We start from the raw sequence: 15,776 nt of genomic DNA on the forward strand, positions 1-15,776 counted from the left end.
AACTGGATATGGAACAATTTTACTTGGCTGCGTTGCAGATGGTACCAGGTATTGGCAGTTCACGCATTAAGGCCTTGGTTGATTATTTTGGTAGCGCCCGGCAGGCTTGGTTGGCTGACCAGGGCGATTTATTTTTATCCAAGTGTCTTGATAACACAGTCTATAATAATTTACTTGGTCAGCGGGATAAGATAGATATATATAAACTAGCTGAATCATTAACAAAAAAACAAATTGGTCTCTGCTGTTTGTTGGATAAAAACTATCCCATCCTGCTTCGTAACACCTTTAATCCGCCATATGTTCTATATTACCGCGGTACGTTACCGGTAAATGATAAGCTAGTAGCTATTGTAGGCTCGCGTAAAGCCACAACTTATGGGAAAAATGTTGCAGGTATGCTGGCAGCAGCATTAGCAACTGCCCAAGTAGGTATTGTTAGCGGGGCTGCCAGAGGGATTGATACAGCCGCTCATCTAGGTGTGTTGGAACAAGGCTATACAGTTGCCGTGCTTGGCTCAGGCGTGGATATTGCGTATCCGCCAGAGAACGCCAAACTGTTAGCCAGTATTGCTGAAAGAGGAGTAATACTCTCGGAATATGCACCTGGTGTTATTGCTCACCCAGGGCATTTTCCAGCCCGCAACCGTATTATTAATGGTCTTGCGCGTGGTGTTATTGTCGTAGAAGCTGCAGAAAAAAGTGGAGCGCTGATAACAGCTGATTTCGCGCTAGAAGAAGGCAGAGATGTTTTTGCTGTGCCTGGCGGAATTTTTGCAGATAATAGTAAAGGAACAAACCGTCTTATAAAACAGGGAGCTAAGCTAGTAGATAGTGCAATGGACATCTTAGAAGAGTATGGTTGGGAGAAAGTTAAGGGTAAGCAAGCTGAGCCTGAACTTTCTCCGGAAGAACAGCAAGTGTATAGTTTACTAAATTATGAAGAGCCTATAGGAATTGAAGAAATTGTAATGAAATTGAATGTATTGCCGGCAACGGCTGCATATATAGTATTGCAACTATCATTAAGGGGTTTGACGGTCGAACATAGCGGTCAGCGCTATACCTGTACCGCCAGGGAGGGAAATAAGTGAGCAAAGCTCTAGTTGTAGTAGAATCCCCGGCTAAAGCCAAGACAATAGAAAAGTTTCTTGGGAAAAATTATACAGTCAAAGCCTCTATGGGACATTTACGTGATTTGCCTAAAAGTCAATTTGGTGTTAATCTTGAAAATGGCTTTGAACCAAAGTATATTAATATCCGAGGTAAAGGCGATCTTATAAAAAGCCTAAAAGGAGCAGCCAAAAATGCCGATATTGTTTATCTGGCGACAGACCCGGATCGCGAAGGGGAAGCTATTGCATGGCATTTGGCGCACATCCTCAATATTCCAGAGCAAACTACCTGCCGGATTGAATTTAACGAGATTACAAAAACGGCTATTCAGCAAGCTGTCAAAAACCCACGCCCCATTAATTTGCCGCGGGTTTATGCCCAACAAGCCAGGCGAATTCTAGACCGGATAGTGGGCTATAAGCTGAGTCCACTTTTGTGGCGGAAAGTGCGTAAGGGATTAAGTGCTGGCCGGGTACAGTCAGTTGCTGTCAGGCTAATTTGTGATAGAGAAAAAGAGATACAGGCATTTACTCCGGAAGAATATTGGACGATAATAGCTAAACTTAAAGAAAAGACGAATTCAAAAGCGTTTGATGCTGAATTAGTAGCTATTGATGGTCAAAAAAGTGCTATTAATAGCGAGCTGCAAGCCCAAAGCATTGTCAGCGAGTTGATTCAAGCAGAATACATAGTGAGTGATGTTAAAAAACGGGAAAGAAAGCGTAATCCTCAACCGCCCTTTACTACCAGTAGTTTGCAGCAAGAGGCTGCCCGTAAATTGGGATTTACTTCCCGTAAAACCATGATAATTGCGCAACAATTGTATGAAGGGCTTACCATTGGTCGTATGGGGCAAGTTGGTCTTATTACCTATATGCGTACCGATTCTACCCGCGTGGCTGAGATTGCTCAACAGGAAGCTAGAAATTATGTTGAGAAGAAATTTGGGTTAAATTATTTGCCGGCGAAGGCACCAACCTACGCTAATAAAAAATCTCAGGATGCCCATGAGGCTGTCAGGCCAACCACCCTGGAACTAACTCCAGATGCCGTTGGCACTAGCTTGAACAAAGATCAATTAAAGCTCTATACACTTGTCTGGGAAAGATTCATAGCTAGTCAGATGACACCTGCGATTTATGATACACTTACTATCGAGATTACTGCTGGAAGATATAAACTCAGATCTACTGGATCACAAATAAAATTCCCGGGATTTTTAGCCGCTTTTAGTGGTGCAATTGGTAAGAGTAAAGAGGTAGAACAAACTGCTGATAGTGATTTAGATAAAGAAACCACTTTACCTGCATTACTAGCAGGACAAGTGTTGAAACTTAACAAACTAGACCCTAAACAACATTTTACCGAACCACCGCCCCGCTACACAGAGGCATCCTTAGTCAAAGTCTTAGAGGAAAAAGGAATTGGACGTCCCAGCACCTATGCACCAACAATTGAGACAATTGTTGACCGGGGTTATGTCGAGAGAATTGAGAAAAAATTTCATCCTACCGAACTGGGATTTCTGGTACTTGACCTTCTAAAGCAATACTTTAATAAAATTCTAGATGTTGAATTTACTGCTGGAATGGAAGATAAGTTAGACGATATTGCCGAAGGTGATGTCTCTTGGTTAACTGTATTAGAAGAATTTTATGCCCCTTTTGCGCAGGATCTAAGTTTGGCAGAAGAAGCGATTGGCCATGTCGAATTACCTGTCGAAGTATCTGATGTTCCCTGTGAAAATTGTGGTCAGATGATGGTCGTTAAACAAGGACGATATGGTAATTTCTTAGCATGCCCCGGTTTCCCGGCTTGCCGCAATACTAAGCCAATTTTAAAAGATACTGGTGTTAAGTGTCCAAAATGCGGCGGTTCTATTGTTGAACGTCATACTAAACGCCGGCGAGTCTTTTACGGCTGTGAGAAATATCCGGAATGTGATTTTAATACCTGGGATATGCCATTAAAAGAGAATTGCCAAGTATGTGGGGCATATATGATCAGACATAAATTTAAAAATGGTGGTTTTTCTAGCATTTGCAGTAATGAGAACTGTTCGTCCCGTCAAGCCGCTGATAGCGCTGAAACCGCTGCGAACGTAGAAGAAAAAGAAGTACAGGCAAAGGCGAAAAAGAAACCTGCAGCTAACCGGAGGAAAAATAATGGATAAAGTCACTATACTAGGAGCTGGCTTGGCTGGCAGTGAGGCTGCTTGGCAACTGGCCGAAGCCGGAATTGATGTGGACTTATATGAAATGCGTCCTAAGGTGATGACCCCGGCTCATCATACCGCTTTATTTGCTGAACTAGTTTGCAGCAACTCGCTTAGAGGGGCCGCAATAGAAAATGCGGTAGGTCTTTTAAAAGAGGAAATGAGAATACTAAATTCATTAATTATGAAAGCGGCTGATGCTCACTGTGTACCCGCAGGCGGGGCGTTGGCAGTCGATCGCAATGATTTTAGTGAGATGATTACCAATACACTCAGCAGCCATCCACGGATAGCGGTTAAACATACTGAGGTGCTGGAAATACCTGCTGATCGTCCCTTAATTATTGCGACTGGGCCACTTACTTCTCCAGGCTTATCCACTGCCATTGCGGGTCTCACTGGCAATGAATATCTCTATTTTTATGACGCGGCGGCGCCTATCGTTACCGCTGATTCACTTAATATGGATATAATTTACCGGGCTTCTCGCTATGGCAAAGGGGACGACGACTATCTAAATTGCCCCATGACCAAAGAACAATATGAACTGTTTTGGCAGGAAATTACCTGTGCTCAGGCCGCACCAGTCAAAGACTTCGAAAAGATAGTAGTTTTCGAAGGGTGTATGCCGATAGAGACCATGGCTACCCGCGGGATTGATACCATGCGCTTTGGCCCAATGAAGCCTGTTGGCTTGCGGCATCCAGAGACCGGCGAAATGCCATATGCTGTAGTCCAACTAAGGCAAGACAACCGTTCGGCAACACTTTATAATATGGTTGGTTTTCAAACCCACCTACAATGGCCTGAACAGCAGCGTGTCTTCAGACTTATTCCTGGTTTGGAGAATGCGGATTTTGTCCGCTATGGGGTAATGCATCGGAATACTTTTATTAACTCACCGCAGATTTTGTTGCCTACCTTGCAAATGAAAGCGCAGCCGCAGGTATTCTTCGCCGGTCAAATTACTGGTGTTGAAGGCTATGTTGAATCAGCAGCAAGCGGTCTAGTAGCTGGAATTAATGCCAGTAGGCTATTGCAAGGCCTTGAACTGCAGGTGTTTCCCAAACAAACTGCCCATGGCGCTTTGTGTCATTACATTACACAAGCTGATCCGACACATTTTCAACCGATGAATATAAATTTTGGTCTGCTTCCGCCACTAGTGCATAAGATTAAAGATAAGAAGGTCAAGAATCAAACCATTGCCAACAGAGCATTGGCGGCATTACGAGAATTTATTTGAATAATATGACAATAATATTGCGGAATTGTATCAAGTGTGTTAGTATAATAGTAATTTCCGCCAGAATAGCATAAGAGTAAATATTGTCGGAAAGAATGATAAAAAAAATGTTTTCAAAAGGCGAAGCATTTGATGGAGTTGCCCAATTAGTAGAAAGGTTTGTCTTGTACCTAAAACTTGAAAAAAATGCTTCTCAACATACTATTCACAACTATCAACGTGATATTTGGCAGTTTGTGGGATTTGTTGATAACCAGGATAGTGGTGTGGCGCTGTTTATTGATATCAATCCGCTTATAATCCGCAGTTATCTGGCGTTCTTAAAATCAAAGCAGTATGCCAAAGCGACCATTATGCGACGGATTGCGGCGCTTAGGTCGTTTTTCAGATTTTTATGCCGGGAAAATGTTTTAAAGGAAAATCCCTGTAAAGCGGTTAGAACACCAAAATTGGACAAAAAATTGCCTGTTTTTCTTGACATTAACGAAATTCGTGAATTAATCACTTTGCCAGACAACAATTTGCTAGGCATTCGTGATAAAGCTGTCTTGGAAATGCTATATGCAACAGGGATACAGGTCAGTGAACTTACTGGAATTACTCTGCCAGATATTGATCTCTCTGGACGGGCAATTATTGTATCTGGTAAAGGTGCTAAACAGCGAATTGTCTTGATGGGTCGGACGGCGGTTGAAGTTTTGGAACTTTATTTGTCCAGTGCACGCCCTAGGTTATGTGCGAATCCAGGAGAATATGGTCATCAAATAGATAAGGTTCATAACTATGTATTTGTAAATAACCGGGGAGGGCCACTCACTGACAGGAGCGTTCGAAGAATTGTTGATAAGTATGTTGAGGTAATGGCAATTAAAAAAAACGTCAGTCCCCATACCCTTCGTCACACTTTTGCGACCCATCTATTAGACAATGGTGCTGACCTAGGGACTGTGCAGGAACTTTTAGGTCATGTTACTTTGTCTACTACCCAGCTTTATATTAATGTAACTACCGAAAGACTTAAAGAAAATTACAGGAAGTTTCATCCGCGTGCTTGATTTTCCTGGGAGGTGATATCATGTTTCATGCCACAACAATTGTTGCTGTTCGTCATCAGGGGAAGACGGCTATTGCCGGTGACGGACAAGTTACCTTTGGTCAAAATACAATAATGAAGCACAATGCAAAAAAGGTCCGCCGTTTATATCACGGTAAAGTATTAGCTGGATTTGCCGGCTCAGTGGCTGATGCGTTTACGCTATTTGAGAAGTTTGAAGGAAAACTGGAAGAGTTCAATGGCAATATGATGAGAGCAGCTGTCGAACTTGCGAAAGAGTGGCGCCAGGACAGAGTGCTGAGACGACTGGAAGCGCTGCTTATTGTAATTGATGATAACCATCTGCTTATTATATCTGGCAATGGTGAAGTAATTGAACCAGATGACGGTGTTACTGCGATTGGTTCTGGCGGACCTTATGCACTTGCTGCTGCCAGAGCTTTAGTACAGCATTCTCCATTAAGTGCCGCCGATATTGTGCGCACGGCGCTCGAAATTGCTTCCAACATTTGTGTGTATACGAATGACCATATTACGGTCGAAGAGTTATAAGAAAAAAAGGGGGGATGATTTTGCTGGAACTTACGCCAAAAGAAATAGTCAAGGAATTGAATAAATATATAATTGGTCAGCAGCAAGCAAAAAAATCAGTAGCTGTGGCACTCAGAAATCGCTGGCGTAGTAAGAAACTGCCTGCAGAACTTAAAGAAGAAATTATCCCTAAAAATATTTTGATGATTGGTCCTACAGGAGTTGGCAAAACTGAAATTGCCCGCCGCTTAGCCAAACTTGTCAACGCGCCTTTTGTAAAAGTTGAAGCAACTAAGTTTACAGAAATAGGCTATGTTGGTCGTGATGTCGAATCCATGGTGCGTGATTTAGTTGAAACATCCATTCGCATGGTTAAGCACCAAAAGATGCTGGAAGTTAATGACAAGGCCAAGGAATTGGCAGAGGAGCGCATTCTTGATCAGTTTGTTCCGCCAGCAAAAAAAGAATCGTCCCGAAATCCATTTGAAATGCTGTTCTCCGGGGGGATCGGAACAAGTCAAGATAAACCACCAGAAGTAGAAGCGGAGCCGCAAGTAGTAAACACAGGCCGTGAATGGTGGCGTAAACGCCTGCTTAACGGTGAACTTGAAGAAGAATTGCTTGAAATAACAGTAGAAGATGGCGCTCAACCAGTGATGGGAATGTTTGCTGGGACTGGAATTGAAGAAATGGGCATGAATATACAAGATATGCTTGGTAATTTACTACCAAAGAAACAGAAGAAACGTAAAGTAACAGTAGCCAATGCCCGAAAAATTTTTACGCAAGAAGAAGCGCAAAAGTTGATTGATATGGATGAAGTGATTACTTGCGCTATTGATGTAGCCGAAAACTATGGGATTATCTTTTTGGATGAAATTGATAAGATTTCTGGCAGAGGTCAAAGTTCAGGACCTGATGTTTCACGCGAGGGTGTTCAACGTGACATCTTGCCGATTGTTGAGGGCTCCACAATTGTTACTAAATATGGTCCTGTAAAAACTGATCATGTTTTGTTTATTGCTGCAGGTGCGTTCCATGTTTCGAAGCCTTCTGACTTGATACCAGAGCTGCAGGGGCGTTTTCCCATTAGGGTTGAACTAACTAATTTATCCAAAGAGGACTTTCGGCAAATACTGACTGAACCGGCTAATGCACTTATCAAACAATATATTAGCCTGTTGGAAACGGAAGAGGTTAAAGTTGAGTTTACCGAGGACGCTATTGATGAATTGGCTGATATCGCTTGTAGAGTGAATAGCCAAACTGAAAACATTGGTGCCCGGCGATTACACACTATTCTAGAAAAACTTTTGGAAGATCTAGCCTTTGATGCGCCTGATGTTGCTGAAAAGCAGGTCATTATTAATCGTGAATATGTTAAATCCAAATTAGATCATATAGTTATCAATCAAGATCTAAGTCATTACATTTTATAGCTTTTTGTTTCACATTATGGAAGGTGGGAATAGTAAATGTCATTATTAGAACGTACACGTACTATTAATAAGTTGCTTCAGAAATCAGAAAAAGTTGAATATAGTGAAGTTGCGACAGTGCTTAGCACCGTTATGGCGGCTAACGTCTATATTGTTAACAAAGATGGTAGTATTTTGGGCTATGCATTACTTGATGATTTTGAGTGTGATCTCATGCGGGATAAAGTGCTTCAAACAGGACAGTTTCCTGAACGGTATGTAGCATGGTTGCGCAAGATTGAGCAGACATCACCTAACCTTCGTTTGGAAGGCGGATTATGTAGTTTTAGCGCAGAAACCAATTGCTTATTTAACGATAAATTTACTACCATTGTTCCTATCCATGGCGTAGGGGAACGTATAGGAACATTAATTGTAGCTAAATTTAGTGTTGAATTTGTTGATGATGATTTAATATTGGCTGAATACGGTGGAACGGTTGTTGGCATGGAAATGCTCAGAGACCGCAGTGAAAAAATTGAAGAAGAAGCTAGAAAAAAGGCTACTGTGCAAGTAGCACTGGGAACATTATCTTATTCGGAATTAGAAGCAGTTATGCATATATTAAACGAACTTGAAGGCAATGAAGGCTTGTTGGTTGCCAGTAAAATTGCCGACCGTGTTGGTATTACCCGCTCCGTAATCGTCAATGCGTTACGTAAGTTTGAAAGTGCAGGTGTGATTGAATCCAAGTCGCTCGGAATGAAAGGAACATATATAAAAGTTCTTAACGAACGATTATTAGAAGAATTGCAAAAACTAAAAAAATAATTCATAAAAAATCCAGTTATTGAGAGTAATATATACCCTATGGTAAGGATAGTAAAAAAGACTATGTAGCTTAAAAAAGATGATTCCTGTAATGAACAGGAGTCATCTTTTTTTAAGTTACATTGATTATATTAGAGTAAAACGAAAAAGTAATCGAAAATTTTTTGAGCGATACAACAATTTACAACATTAATTGGCAATTGAAAAGCTTGGGCCTGGTATTATGTAGACGTGATAGGGCAAAGGTCCTAAGTTTAAGCCGGACAAACATTTTTCATAAAAAAGTTAGAGGATTTTCACATATTTTGTAGAAATAATAATATGTCAATTTGTAGAAATAATTTTCGATTATACAGACAAAATCCTAAAGTATTAAGGTAAAGGAGGGCTGGCAAAAATGCTTAATTCACTCTTACAGTCATCGCAGGTGTCTGTATTAGAAAAAGCGTTAAGCGCCGCTTCATTGCGGCATAAAGTTATTAGCAATAATATAGCGAATGTAAACACTCCTAAGTTTAAGAAGAGTGAAGTGAGTTTTGAAAATCAGCTGGAGTTAGCTATGAGTTCTGAAAAGGCTCCAATTGCCAGAACTCACGAACGACATTTGCCAGTAAAATCAACCGGAATAAATGATGTAGAACCAACGATAAACACGATTACTACTACTTCTTTTCGCAATGACGACAATAATGTGGATATTGATAGCGAAATGGCAGGCTTGGCAAAAAACTCGATTTATTATAATGCAGTTGCTGATAGGATTAATAAATATTTTTCTAATCTCAAATCTGTAATTAACGGAGGGAAATGAGTATTATGGGATTATTTCAGGCCATTGACGCTTCCGCTTCTGGTATGACTGCTGAACGCCTAAGGATGGATGTTATTTCTAATAATATAGCTAATGCCAACACTACCCGTACTGCTGAAGGTGGCCCTTATCGCCGGCAAATGGTGGTATTTGAACCACGTTCTGAACAAGCTTCTTTTGGACAGATACTGTCCCAGCAAATGGATACAGGCGATGGTGTTCGGGTAACCGGAATTACAAAAGATACGACACCCTTTAAGCTTATGTATGATCCTAACCACCCTGATGCTAATCAGGAAGGATATGTCGAGATGCCTAACATTAGTATCGTTAGTGAAATGGTGGATATGATTACTGCTTCTAGAGCTTATGAGGCTAATGTTACTGCTGCGAATGCAGCCAAGAGTATGGCCATGAAAGCCTTAGATATTGGGAAATAGGAGGTATAAATGCAAATTGAAGCTTTAAAATTAGCGCCTATTACTGGCAAGATAATTGAGACCTCTGAAAGCGCTAAACAGCCTGAAAAAACCTTTGGCGAATTTTTAGATGAAGCATTAAACAATGTTAATCAGCTGCAAAATGAAGCAAGTCAAGCGTCAATAAATTTAGCTACAGGCAAAATTCAGGATATAGCTGAAGTTACAATAGCTGCCGAAAAAGCGACTGTGGCCTTACAACTGACGATGCAAGTTCGCAATAAAGTTGTCGATGCTTATCAGGAAATTATGAGAATGCAAGTGTAATGCTTGATTGAAAATGATTCAGCATAAGCAAATAGACAACTATAATGTATGTAATTACGAGTATTTTCCGTAACTGAAAGGGTGGAGACATGACTGACTTGAAAGAACAGTCTCTGCGTCTTTGGCAAAAATTAGATAAAAAACATAAGTACATTATTCTTGGTACAGTGGCATTTGTATTTGTTTCTATTCTAGCATGGAGTTACTGGTGGGGAAGTCGCCCCGACAATGTACCATTGTTTACTACGCTTGAAGCCGAAGACGCAGCTAAAGTTACTGCAAAACTGAAAGAAATGAAGGTTGGTTATGAAGTTCAAACTGGCAGTAACGGTACTGTCATTTTAGTTCCGGCCCAAGATGTACATAAGCTAAGGTTGGAATTAGCAGGTCAGGGTCTGCCACGAGGAAATAAAGGATTTGAAATTTTTGAGCAAAATAAGTTTGGCGCAACGGAATTTCAGAATAAAGTGCAGCTTTTGCAAGCCGTTCAGGGAGAGTTGACACGAACAATTGAACAAATGGGAGAAGTAGAAAAAGCCAGAGTTCATATTGTAATGGCAGAAGATAGTCTCTATAAAAAAACAGAAAAACCAGCGACGGCTTCCATTATGCTTAAACTTAAACCAGATGCAAAACTGAGCCAGCAACAAGTAAAAGGCATCGTTAATTTGGTCGCCCATAGTGTTCAGGGATTAAAACCGGAGAATATTACTGTTGTCGATAGTTTGGCACGGGTTTTAAATGACCAATCAGATTCAGAAACGCCACCTCTGGCCGGCACTGCGGCGATTACTCAGTTTGAAATGACCAAAAAAGTACAGGAAGACCTGCAAAAGAACGTACAATCATTACTTGATCAGACTCTGGGTATTGGTAAGGCTGCGGCGAGGGTTAATGTTGAACTCAACTTTGACCAACGAACTATGGATCGCCAAGTTTTTGAGCCTGTTGTCGATGATAAAGGTATTATCCGAAGTTCACAGGAGACTAACGAGAGTTATCAAGGGAACTCTGCTGCAGCTCCTGGGGGTGTTCCCGGAACGACAACCAATATTCCCGGCTATGTCGCTAATAATAATAATAATTCGCAATCCAATTATGAAAAGCGGGAAGCAACCCGTAATTACGAGATTAATGAAACAAAGGAAAAAGTAGTAAGTACTCCTGGTGCTATCAGGCGGCTAACTGTAGCAGTACTTGTAGATGCAGCGATGCCCAGAGCGCAGCAGGAAAGCTTAAATAAAACTGTCGCATCGGCCATTGGGCTTAATCCTACCCGGGGAGATACAATTGCTGTTGAACCAATACAGTTCAATACAGAATTGGCCGACAAACAACGCAAAGAAGACGAAGAATATGCTAACAAACAGCAACAGGCATTTTTGCTGAAAGTTGGACTTGCAGCTCTTATTATTAGTGCTATTCTATACTATTTATACAGACGGTATGCTCGCCGTCGTGCGCAAGAAGAAGAAGAATTGCTGGAAGCTATTTCACTTGAAGCGCAACCTATAGTGGATGAAACAGAGGCTGCTCAAGAAGAAATGAATGTCCAGGAAAAAGAACGGGCTGAACAAAGAAGTACGGTTGAGAAATTTGCCAAATCGCGCCCTGAAGATGTGGCTCAGATTCTGAAGGTTTGGTTAGCAGAAGAATGACGGGAGGCCCGCTATGTATCAGTCAAATGAAGTGACAGGCAAGCAAAAAGCAGCAATCTTATTAATTGCTTTAGGGCCTGACATTTCCGCCCAGGTATTAAAGCATATGAAGGAAGATGAAATTGAGAAGCTGACGCTGGAAATTGCTAATCAACGTAAATTATCACAAGAACAAAAAGATAAAGTGTTAAATGAGTTTCACCAAATGTGTTTAGCCAAAGAATATATTTCCAGCGGCGGTTTAGATTATGCGCGTGAGGTTTTGGAAAAAGCGCTAGGGGCTGATAAAGCAGTATCGATAATCAACCGTCTCACCACTAGCCTGCAAATTCGTCCGTTTGACTTTGCACGAAAAACTGATCCAAGCCAATTGCTTAACTTTATCCAAAATGAACATCCCCAAACAATTGCGTTGATCATGGCTTATCTCCAACCAGAACAATCTGCTGCTATTGTTTCCGCATTGCCGCCGGAGCGACAGGTAGATGTTGCACGGCGGATTGCTACCATGGATCGAACATCGCCTGATGTTATTCGGGATGTGGAAAGAATACTTGAACGCAAATTATCATCATTAGTAACGCAAGACTTTACAGCAGCTGGTGGCGTTGACTCCATTGTTGAAATACTTAATCGTGTTGACAGGACTACAGAGAGAACCATTATTGAAAATATGGAAGTACAAAACCCTGAATTAGCAGAAGAAATCAAAAAACGTATGTTTGTCTTCGAGGATATTGTATTGTTGGACGACAGATCACTCCAGCTTGTGCTTAGAGAAATTGATAATAAAGACTTGGCATTGGCCCTAAAAGCAACAGCCAGTGAAGTGGCTAATAAGGTTTATAAGAATATTTCCAAACGGGCTGCTGAAATGCTTAAGGAAGAAATCGAATATATGGGTCCTGTACGCATAAGAGATGTGGAAGAATCTCAACAGAAAATTGTAAATAATATCCGTCGTCTCGAAGAATCAGGCGAAATCGTTGTTTCGCGTGGTAAAGGAGACGAAATAATTGTCTAAAATTATAAAAAGTGTGCTTTGTCAAAGAAAGTCGCCGGTTATCATCAAGCATAGGCCATTATCTGTTCCTGAGCCAGTGATAGTGCAAGAGAAACAGCCACTGCCTGCTCCACCACCGGAAATTGATTTGGCAGCAATTCGTATTGAAGCCGAAGCTATCATGGCTAAGGCTCAGACAACCGCTGCACAGTGTTTGAATGAGGCCGAAAGCAAGGCAAAACAGACAGCTCAGCAAGCGCAGCAGGCTTACAACGAAGCTCAAACCCAAGGCCATCAGGAAGGCCGTGAACAAGGCTATCAAGAAGGATATAATCAAGGTAATCAAACAGCACTTGCTGATATGCAACAAACGATGCAGTCATCTCTTGAAAAAGCCCAACACCTTATTCAAACAGCTGAACAAGAAGCTGCCAGAATGTTTCTTGATGCCGAACGGCAAATCGTTGAAATTGCACTTGCTGTAGCCAGTAAAATATTAGCGAAAGAGATTGCCGATAATCCGACAACAATTTTGCCAATACTTAAGGAAGCCTTAGACAAGGTTAGCGATCAGGATCAGATAACAATCAGAGTTAATCCTGAAGATTATGAAATGGTGCTAATGGCCAAACGTGATTTGCAGTTAATGCTCAAGCGGGATAATACCATTACGATAACCGCTGATCATACTGTAGCCTTAGGTGGATGTATTATTGAAACAGCGTTAGGTACTGTTGATGCAAGATTAGATACTAAGCTGGAACTAGTTCACAAGGCCCTTGAGGAAGTATTACCATGAGTAAAACATTTGATTCCTCTCGCTATTTGTCTGCAATAGCTAATGCGGATAACATGAAACTAAACGGTAAGATTACGCAAATAATTGGCTTAGTGATGGAATCACAAGGACCTAGTGTGAATTTGGGAGAGTTATGCTATGTTTATCCTCGCAAAGGAGAACCAATTCCTGCTGAGGTTGTGGGATTTAGAGAGAACCGCATTTTACTGATGCCTGTTGGTGATCTGCAAGGTATTGGACCAGGCTGCGAAGTGGTATCAGCTCATAGAATGCTCAGGGTAAGTGTAGGACGTCAATTATTAGGACGCATTTTAGACGGGCTTGGTAATCCGATAGATGATAAAGGTCCGATACTTAGCAGTACCGACTATCCGCTTAGTACTATGCCGCCACCGCCTTTAACCCGCCGTCGCATTGAAGAAAAGCTTGGAGTAGGTGTACGTGCTATCGATAGTTTGTTAACACTCGGACGGGGTCAGCGGGTAGGAATTATGGCTGGAAGTGGCGTTGGTAAAAGTACGCTATTAGGCATGATTGCGCGCAATACAGAGGCTGATATTAGTGTAATTGCCCTTATTGGTGAACGTGGCCGGGAAGTGAGAGAATTTATCGAACGCGATTTAGGTGAAGAAGGCCTTAAACGCTCTGTAGTTGTTGTGGCAACGTCTGATCAACCGGCCCTTGTTAGAATTAAGGGAGCAATGACAGCTACTGCCATTGCTGAGTATTTTCGTGATCAGGGCATGGATGTCATGCTGATGATGGATTCAGTAACACGTTTTGCCATGGCTCAGCGTGAAGTGGGGCTGACAGTCGGTGAGCCACCTGCTACCCGGGGGTATACCCCTTCCGTATTTTCCATGCTGCCAAAACTATTAGAACGTTCAGGTACTGGTGATCAAGGTTCAATTACTGGCATTTACACCGTATTAGTTGACGGGGATGATATGAATGAACCGATTGCTGATGCTGTGCGCAGTATTTTGGATGGACATATTGTGTTGTCTCGAGGTTTGGCGGCACTAAATCATTATCCCGCCATTGATATATTAAATAGTGTTAGCCGGGTAATGACGGAAATTGTTGACAAAGAACATATACAGTGTGCTCAAAGACTACGGGCTTTACTTGCTACCTATCGCGAAGCCGAAGATTTAATTAATATTGGTGCCTATGCCCAAGGCAGTAATCCTAACATTGATCATGCTATTGCGGTCATTGACCAAATTAAAGCTTTTCTGCAACAGGATGTAGATGAGAATATGCCTATGTCCGAGACTATTAAACGATTAAAAATGATTGTTGCCTAATAGTTACTGAGGATGGTAGGCTATGAAGAAATTCCGGTTTCGCCTGGAGACGCTACTTAAATTTCGAAAAATGGAGGAAGAACAGGCTCAGCTCAAGATGACTGAGGCCAGTATCCGCTTATACAAAGAACAAGAATTACTGAATCAATTGCAAAATAATTTAGTAGTCAGTCTTGATTTACTCAGCCAAGAACAGTCTGGTTCTCCAACCATTGAAACTCTTAAGACTTTCGGCTATTATATCGATAAAATTAAGAGAGAAATTATTCATCAGCAAGAACAAGTTGCTAAGGCAGAAACTTACCGTCAAGAGTGCCTTGCTGGCCTGGAAGTTGCCATGAAACAAAGAAAACTTGTTGATAACTTACGGGAAAAACGTTTAGAACAGTATCATACCGAACTACTGCAAGAAGAACAAAAAGTTCTTGATGAGCTTGGAACGCAGGCTTTTATGCGTAACAAGGAGAGTGAATAACCATGATGTCAAGTGTCAACCAAGTAACTCAGCGGATTGCCGCCATAGAACGGCGCTTTACCCCAGCAGTTCCAGCAACTCAATCGGGCAGTGATTTTGCTACAACACTTTCAGTTGCTAATGCCCAGCTATCAACAAATAGTCCAAACCCCACAGCCGGCAGCAGCACTCAAGGCGGCGACATTGCCAAGATGATACAGGTAGCTGCTGCGAAATATGGTGTTGATCCGAAACTGGCAATGGCTGTTGCCGAAGCTGAATCAGGACTATCTCAAGAGGCTGTTTCTCCTGTTGGCGCAGTCGGTGTAATGCAGCTTATGCCCGAAACCGCCAGCTCACTCGGAGTGCGTAATATTAATGATCCGCGTGAGAATATTGATGGTGGTGTTCAATATCTGAAGCAGATGCTGAATACTTTTGATGGCGATGTTACTAAAGCGGTAGCTGCCTATAATGCCGGACCACAAGCAGTAAAAAATTACAATGGTGTTCCGCCGTACAGTGAAACCCGTAACTATGTAGCCAAAGTTCTATCACTGGCTAAGTAGAGGAGTCTATAATTA

16 protein-coding genes are annotated in these 15,776 nt (G+C 41.7%); all 16 read left to right on the plus strand.

Annotated elements, in window-relative coordinates:
- The first annotated feature begins 8 nt into the window (after positions 1-8).
- The 16 genes from dprA to SALPA_RS22800 all read left to right on the plus strand — a co-directional run bounded on the left by dprA (position 9) and on the right by SALPA_RS22800 (position 15,761).
- The gene (gene dprA, locus SALPA_RS22725; RefSeq protein ID WP_145099374.1) at positions 9-1,094 is read left to right on the plus strand and encodes a DNA-processing protein DprA; all 1,086 of its coding nucleotides are present in this window, start codon (positions 9-11) and stop codon (positions 1,092-1,094) included.
- The gene (topA, locus tag SALPA_RS22730; protein WP_145099377.1) at positions 1,091-3,289 is read left to right on the plus strand and encodes a type I DNA topoisomerase; all 2,199 of its coding nucleotides are present in this window, start codon (positions 1,091-1,093) and stop codon (positions 3,287-3,289) included. The genes dprA and topA overlap by 4 nt, the downstream gene beginning before the upstream one ends.
- On the plus strand, positions 3,282-4,577 hold the full coding sequence (gene trmFO, locus SALPA_RS22735) for a methylenetetrahydrofolate--tRNA-(uracil(54)-C(5))-methyltransferase (FADH(2)-oxidizing) TrmFO (RefSeq protein ID WP_145099379.1): 1,296 nt from the start codon (positions 3,282-3,284) through the stop codon (positions 4,575-4,577). Before topA ends, trmFO begins: the two co-directional genes overlap by 8 nt.
- Positions 4,578-4,672: 95 nt before the next feature.
- Positions 4,673-5,632 (plus strand): site-specific tyrosine recombinase/integron integrase, encoded by a 960-nt coding sequence (gene xerA, locus SALPA_RS22740; protein WP_255451309.1) that lies wholly within the window; start codon positions 4,673-4,675, stop codon positions 5,630-5,632.
- 20 nt (positions 5,633-5,652) lie between these two features.
- Complete coding sequence (gene hslV / locus SALPA_RS22745) at positions 5,653-6,183, plus strand: ATP-dependent protease subunit HslV (protein WP_145099386.1); 531 nt, start codon at positions 5,653-5,655, stop codon at positions 6,181-6,183.
- 20 nt (positions 6,184-6,203) lie between these two features.
- Positions 6,204-7,601, plus strand: coding sequence for an ATP-dependent protease ATPase subunit HslU (hslU, locus tag SALPA_RS22750; RefSeq protein WP_145099389.1), 1,398 nt, complete (start codon positions 6,204-6,206; stop codon positions 7,599-7,601).
- 36 nt (positions 7,602-7,637) lie between these two features.
- A complete protein-coding gene (gene codY / locus SALPA_RS22755) occupies positions 7,638-8,411 on the plus strand; it encodes a GTP-sensing pleiotropic transcriptional regulator CodY (protein WP_145099392.1) in 774 nt (257 codons plus the stop codon).
- 427 nt (positions 8,412-8,838) lie between these two features.
- Positions 8,839-9,222, plus strand: a complete 384-nt coding sequence (gene flgB / locus SALPA_RS22760; RefSeq protein WP_370516718.1) for a flagellar basal body rod protein FlgB — start codon at positions 8,839-8,841, stop codon at positions 9,220-9,222.
- A gap of 5 nt (positions 9,223-9,227) precedes the next feature.
- A complete protein-coding gene (flgC, locus tag SALPA_RS22765; protein ID WP_145099397.1) occupies positions 9,228-9,662 on the plus strand; it encodes a flagellar basal body rod protein FlgC in 435 nt (144 codons plus the stop codon).
- Between the two features lie 9 nt (positions 9,663-9,671).
- Positions 9,672-9,968, plus strand: a complete 297-nt coding sequence (gene fliE / locus SALPA_RS22770) for a flagellar hook-basal body complex protein FliE (protein WP_145099400.1) — start codon at positions 9,672-9,674, stop codon at positions 9,966-9,968.
- Positions 9,969-10,057: 89 nt separating this feature from the next.
- Positions 10,058-11,626, plus strand: coding sequence for a flagellar basal-body MS-ring/collar protein FliF (gene fliF, locus SALPA_RS22775; protein WP_145099403.1), 1,569 nt, complete (start codon positions 10,058-10,060; stop codon positions 11,624-11,626).
- Positions 11,627-11,639: 13 nt separating this feature from the next.
- Complete coding sequence (gene fliG / locus SALPA_RS22780; protein ID WP_145099406.1) at positions 11,640-12,650, plus strand: flagellar motor switch protein FliG; 1,011 nt, start codon at positions 11,640-11,642, stop codon at positions 12,648-12,650.
- Positions 12,643-13,428 carry a FliH/SctL family protein gene (locus SALPA_RS22785; protein ID WP_145099409.1) on the plus strand — a complete coding sequence of 262 codons (786 nt, stop codon included), beginning with the start codon at positions 12,643-12,645 and terminating at the stop codon, positions 13,426-13,428. The genes fliG and SALPA_RS22785 overlap by 8 nt, the downstream gene beginning before the upstream one ends.
- Positions 13,425-14,738 carry a flagellar protein export ATPase FliI gene (gene fliI / locus SALPA_RS22790; RefSeq protein WP_145099412.1) on the plus strand — a complete coding sequence of 438 codons (1,314 nt, stop codon included), beginning with the start codon at positions 13,425-13,427 and terminating at the stop codon, positions 14,736-14,738. The genes SALPA_RS22785 and fliI overlap by 4 nt, the downstream gene beginning before the upstream one ends.
- A gap of 22 nt (positions 14,739-14,760) precedes the next feature.
- Positions 14,761-15,213, plus strand: a complete 453-nt coding sequence (gene fliJ, locus SALPA_RS22795) for a flagellar export protein FliJ (RefSeq protein WP_145099415.1) — start codon at positions 14,761-14,763, stop codon at positions 15,211-15,213.
- A 5-nt stretch (positions 15,214-15,218) separates the two neighbouring features.
- Positions 15,219-15,761 carry a lytic transglycosylase domain-containing protein gene (locus SALPA_RS22800; protein WP_145102197.1) on the plus strand — a complete coding sequence of 181 codons (543 nt, stop codon included), beginning with the start codon at positions 15,219-15,221 and terminating at the stop codon, positions 15,759-15,761.
- The last annotated feature ends 15 nt before the right edge of the window (positions 15,762-15,776 follow it).

The sequence above is a fragment of the Sporomusa sp. KB1 genome, assembly GCF_007830295.1.
Classification (GTDB): domain Bacteria; phylum Bacillota; class Negativicutes; order Sporomusales; family Sporomusaceae; genus Sporomusa.

Excerpts from the sequence above, each read along its gene's own strand:
- dprA (WP_145099374.1), top strand. The coding sequence starts at position 9 with ATGGAACAATTTTACTTGGCTGCGTTGCAGATGGTACCAGGTATTGGC.
- trmFO (WP_145099379.1), top strand. The coding sequence starts at position 3,282 with ATGGATAAAGTCACTATACTAGGAGCTGGCTTGGCTGGCAGTGAGGCT.
- xerA (WP_255451309.1), top strand. The coding sequence starts at position 4,673 with ATGATAAAAAAAATGTTTTCAAAAGGCGAAGCATTTGATGGAGTTGCC.
- hslV (WP_145099386.1), top strand. The coding sequence starts at position 5,653 with ATGTTTCATGCCACAACAATTGTTGCTGTTCGTCATCAGGGGAAGACG.
- codY (WP_145099392.1), top strand. The coding sequence starts at position 7,638 with ATGTCATTATTAGAACGTACACGTACTATTAATAAGTTGCTTCAGAAA.
- flgC (WP_145099397.1), top strand. The coding sequence starts at position 9,228 with ATGGGATTATTTCAGGCCATTGACGCTTCCGCTTCTGGTATGACTGCT.
- fliE (WP_145099400.1), top strand. The coding sequence starts at position 9,672 with ATGCAAATTGAAGCTTTAAAATTAGCGCCTATTACTGGCAAGATAATT.
- fliF (WP_145099403.1), top strand. The coding sequence starts at position 10,058 with ATGACTGACTTGAAAGAACAGTCTCTGCGTCTTTGGCAAAAATTAGAT.
- fliG (WP_145099406.1), top strand. The coding sequence starts at position 11,640 with ATGTATCAGTCAAATGAAGTGACAGGCAAGCAAAAAGCAGCAATCTTA.
- fliI (WP_145099412.1), top strand. The coding sequence starts at position 13,425 with ATGAGTAAAACATTTGATTCCTCTCGCTATTTGTCTGCAATAGCTAAT.
- fliJ (WP_145099415.1), top strand. The coding sequence starts at position 14,761 with ATGAAGAAATTCCGGTTTCGCCTGGAGACGCTACTTAAATTTCGAAAA.
- SALPA_RS22800 (WP_145102197.1), top strand. The coding sequence starts at position 15,219 with ATGTCAAGTGTCAACCAAGTAACTCAGCGGATTGCCGCCATAGAACGG.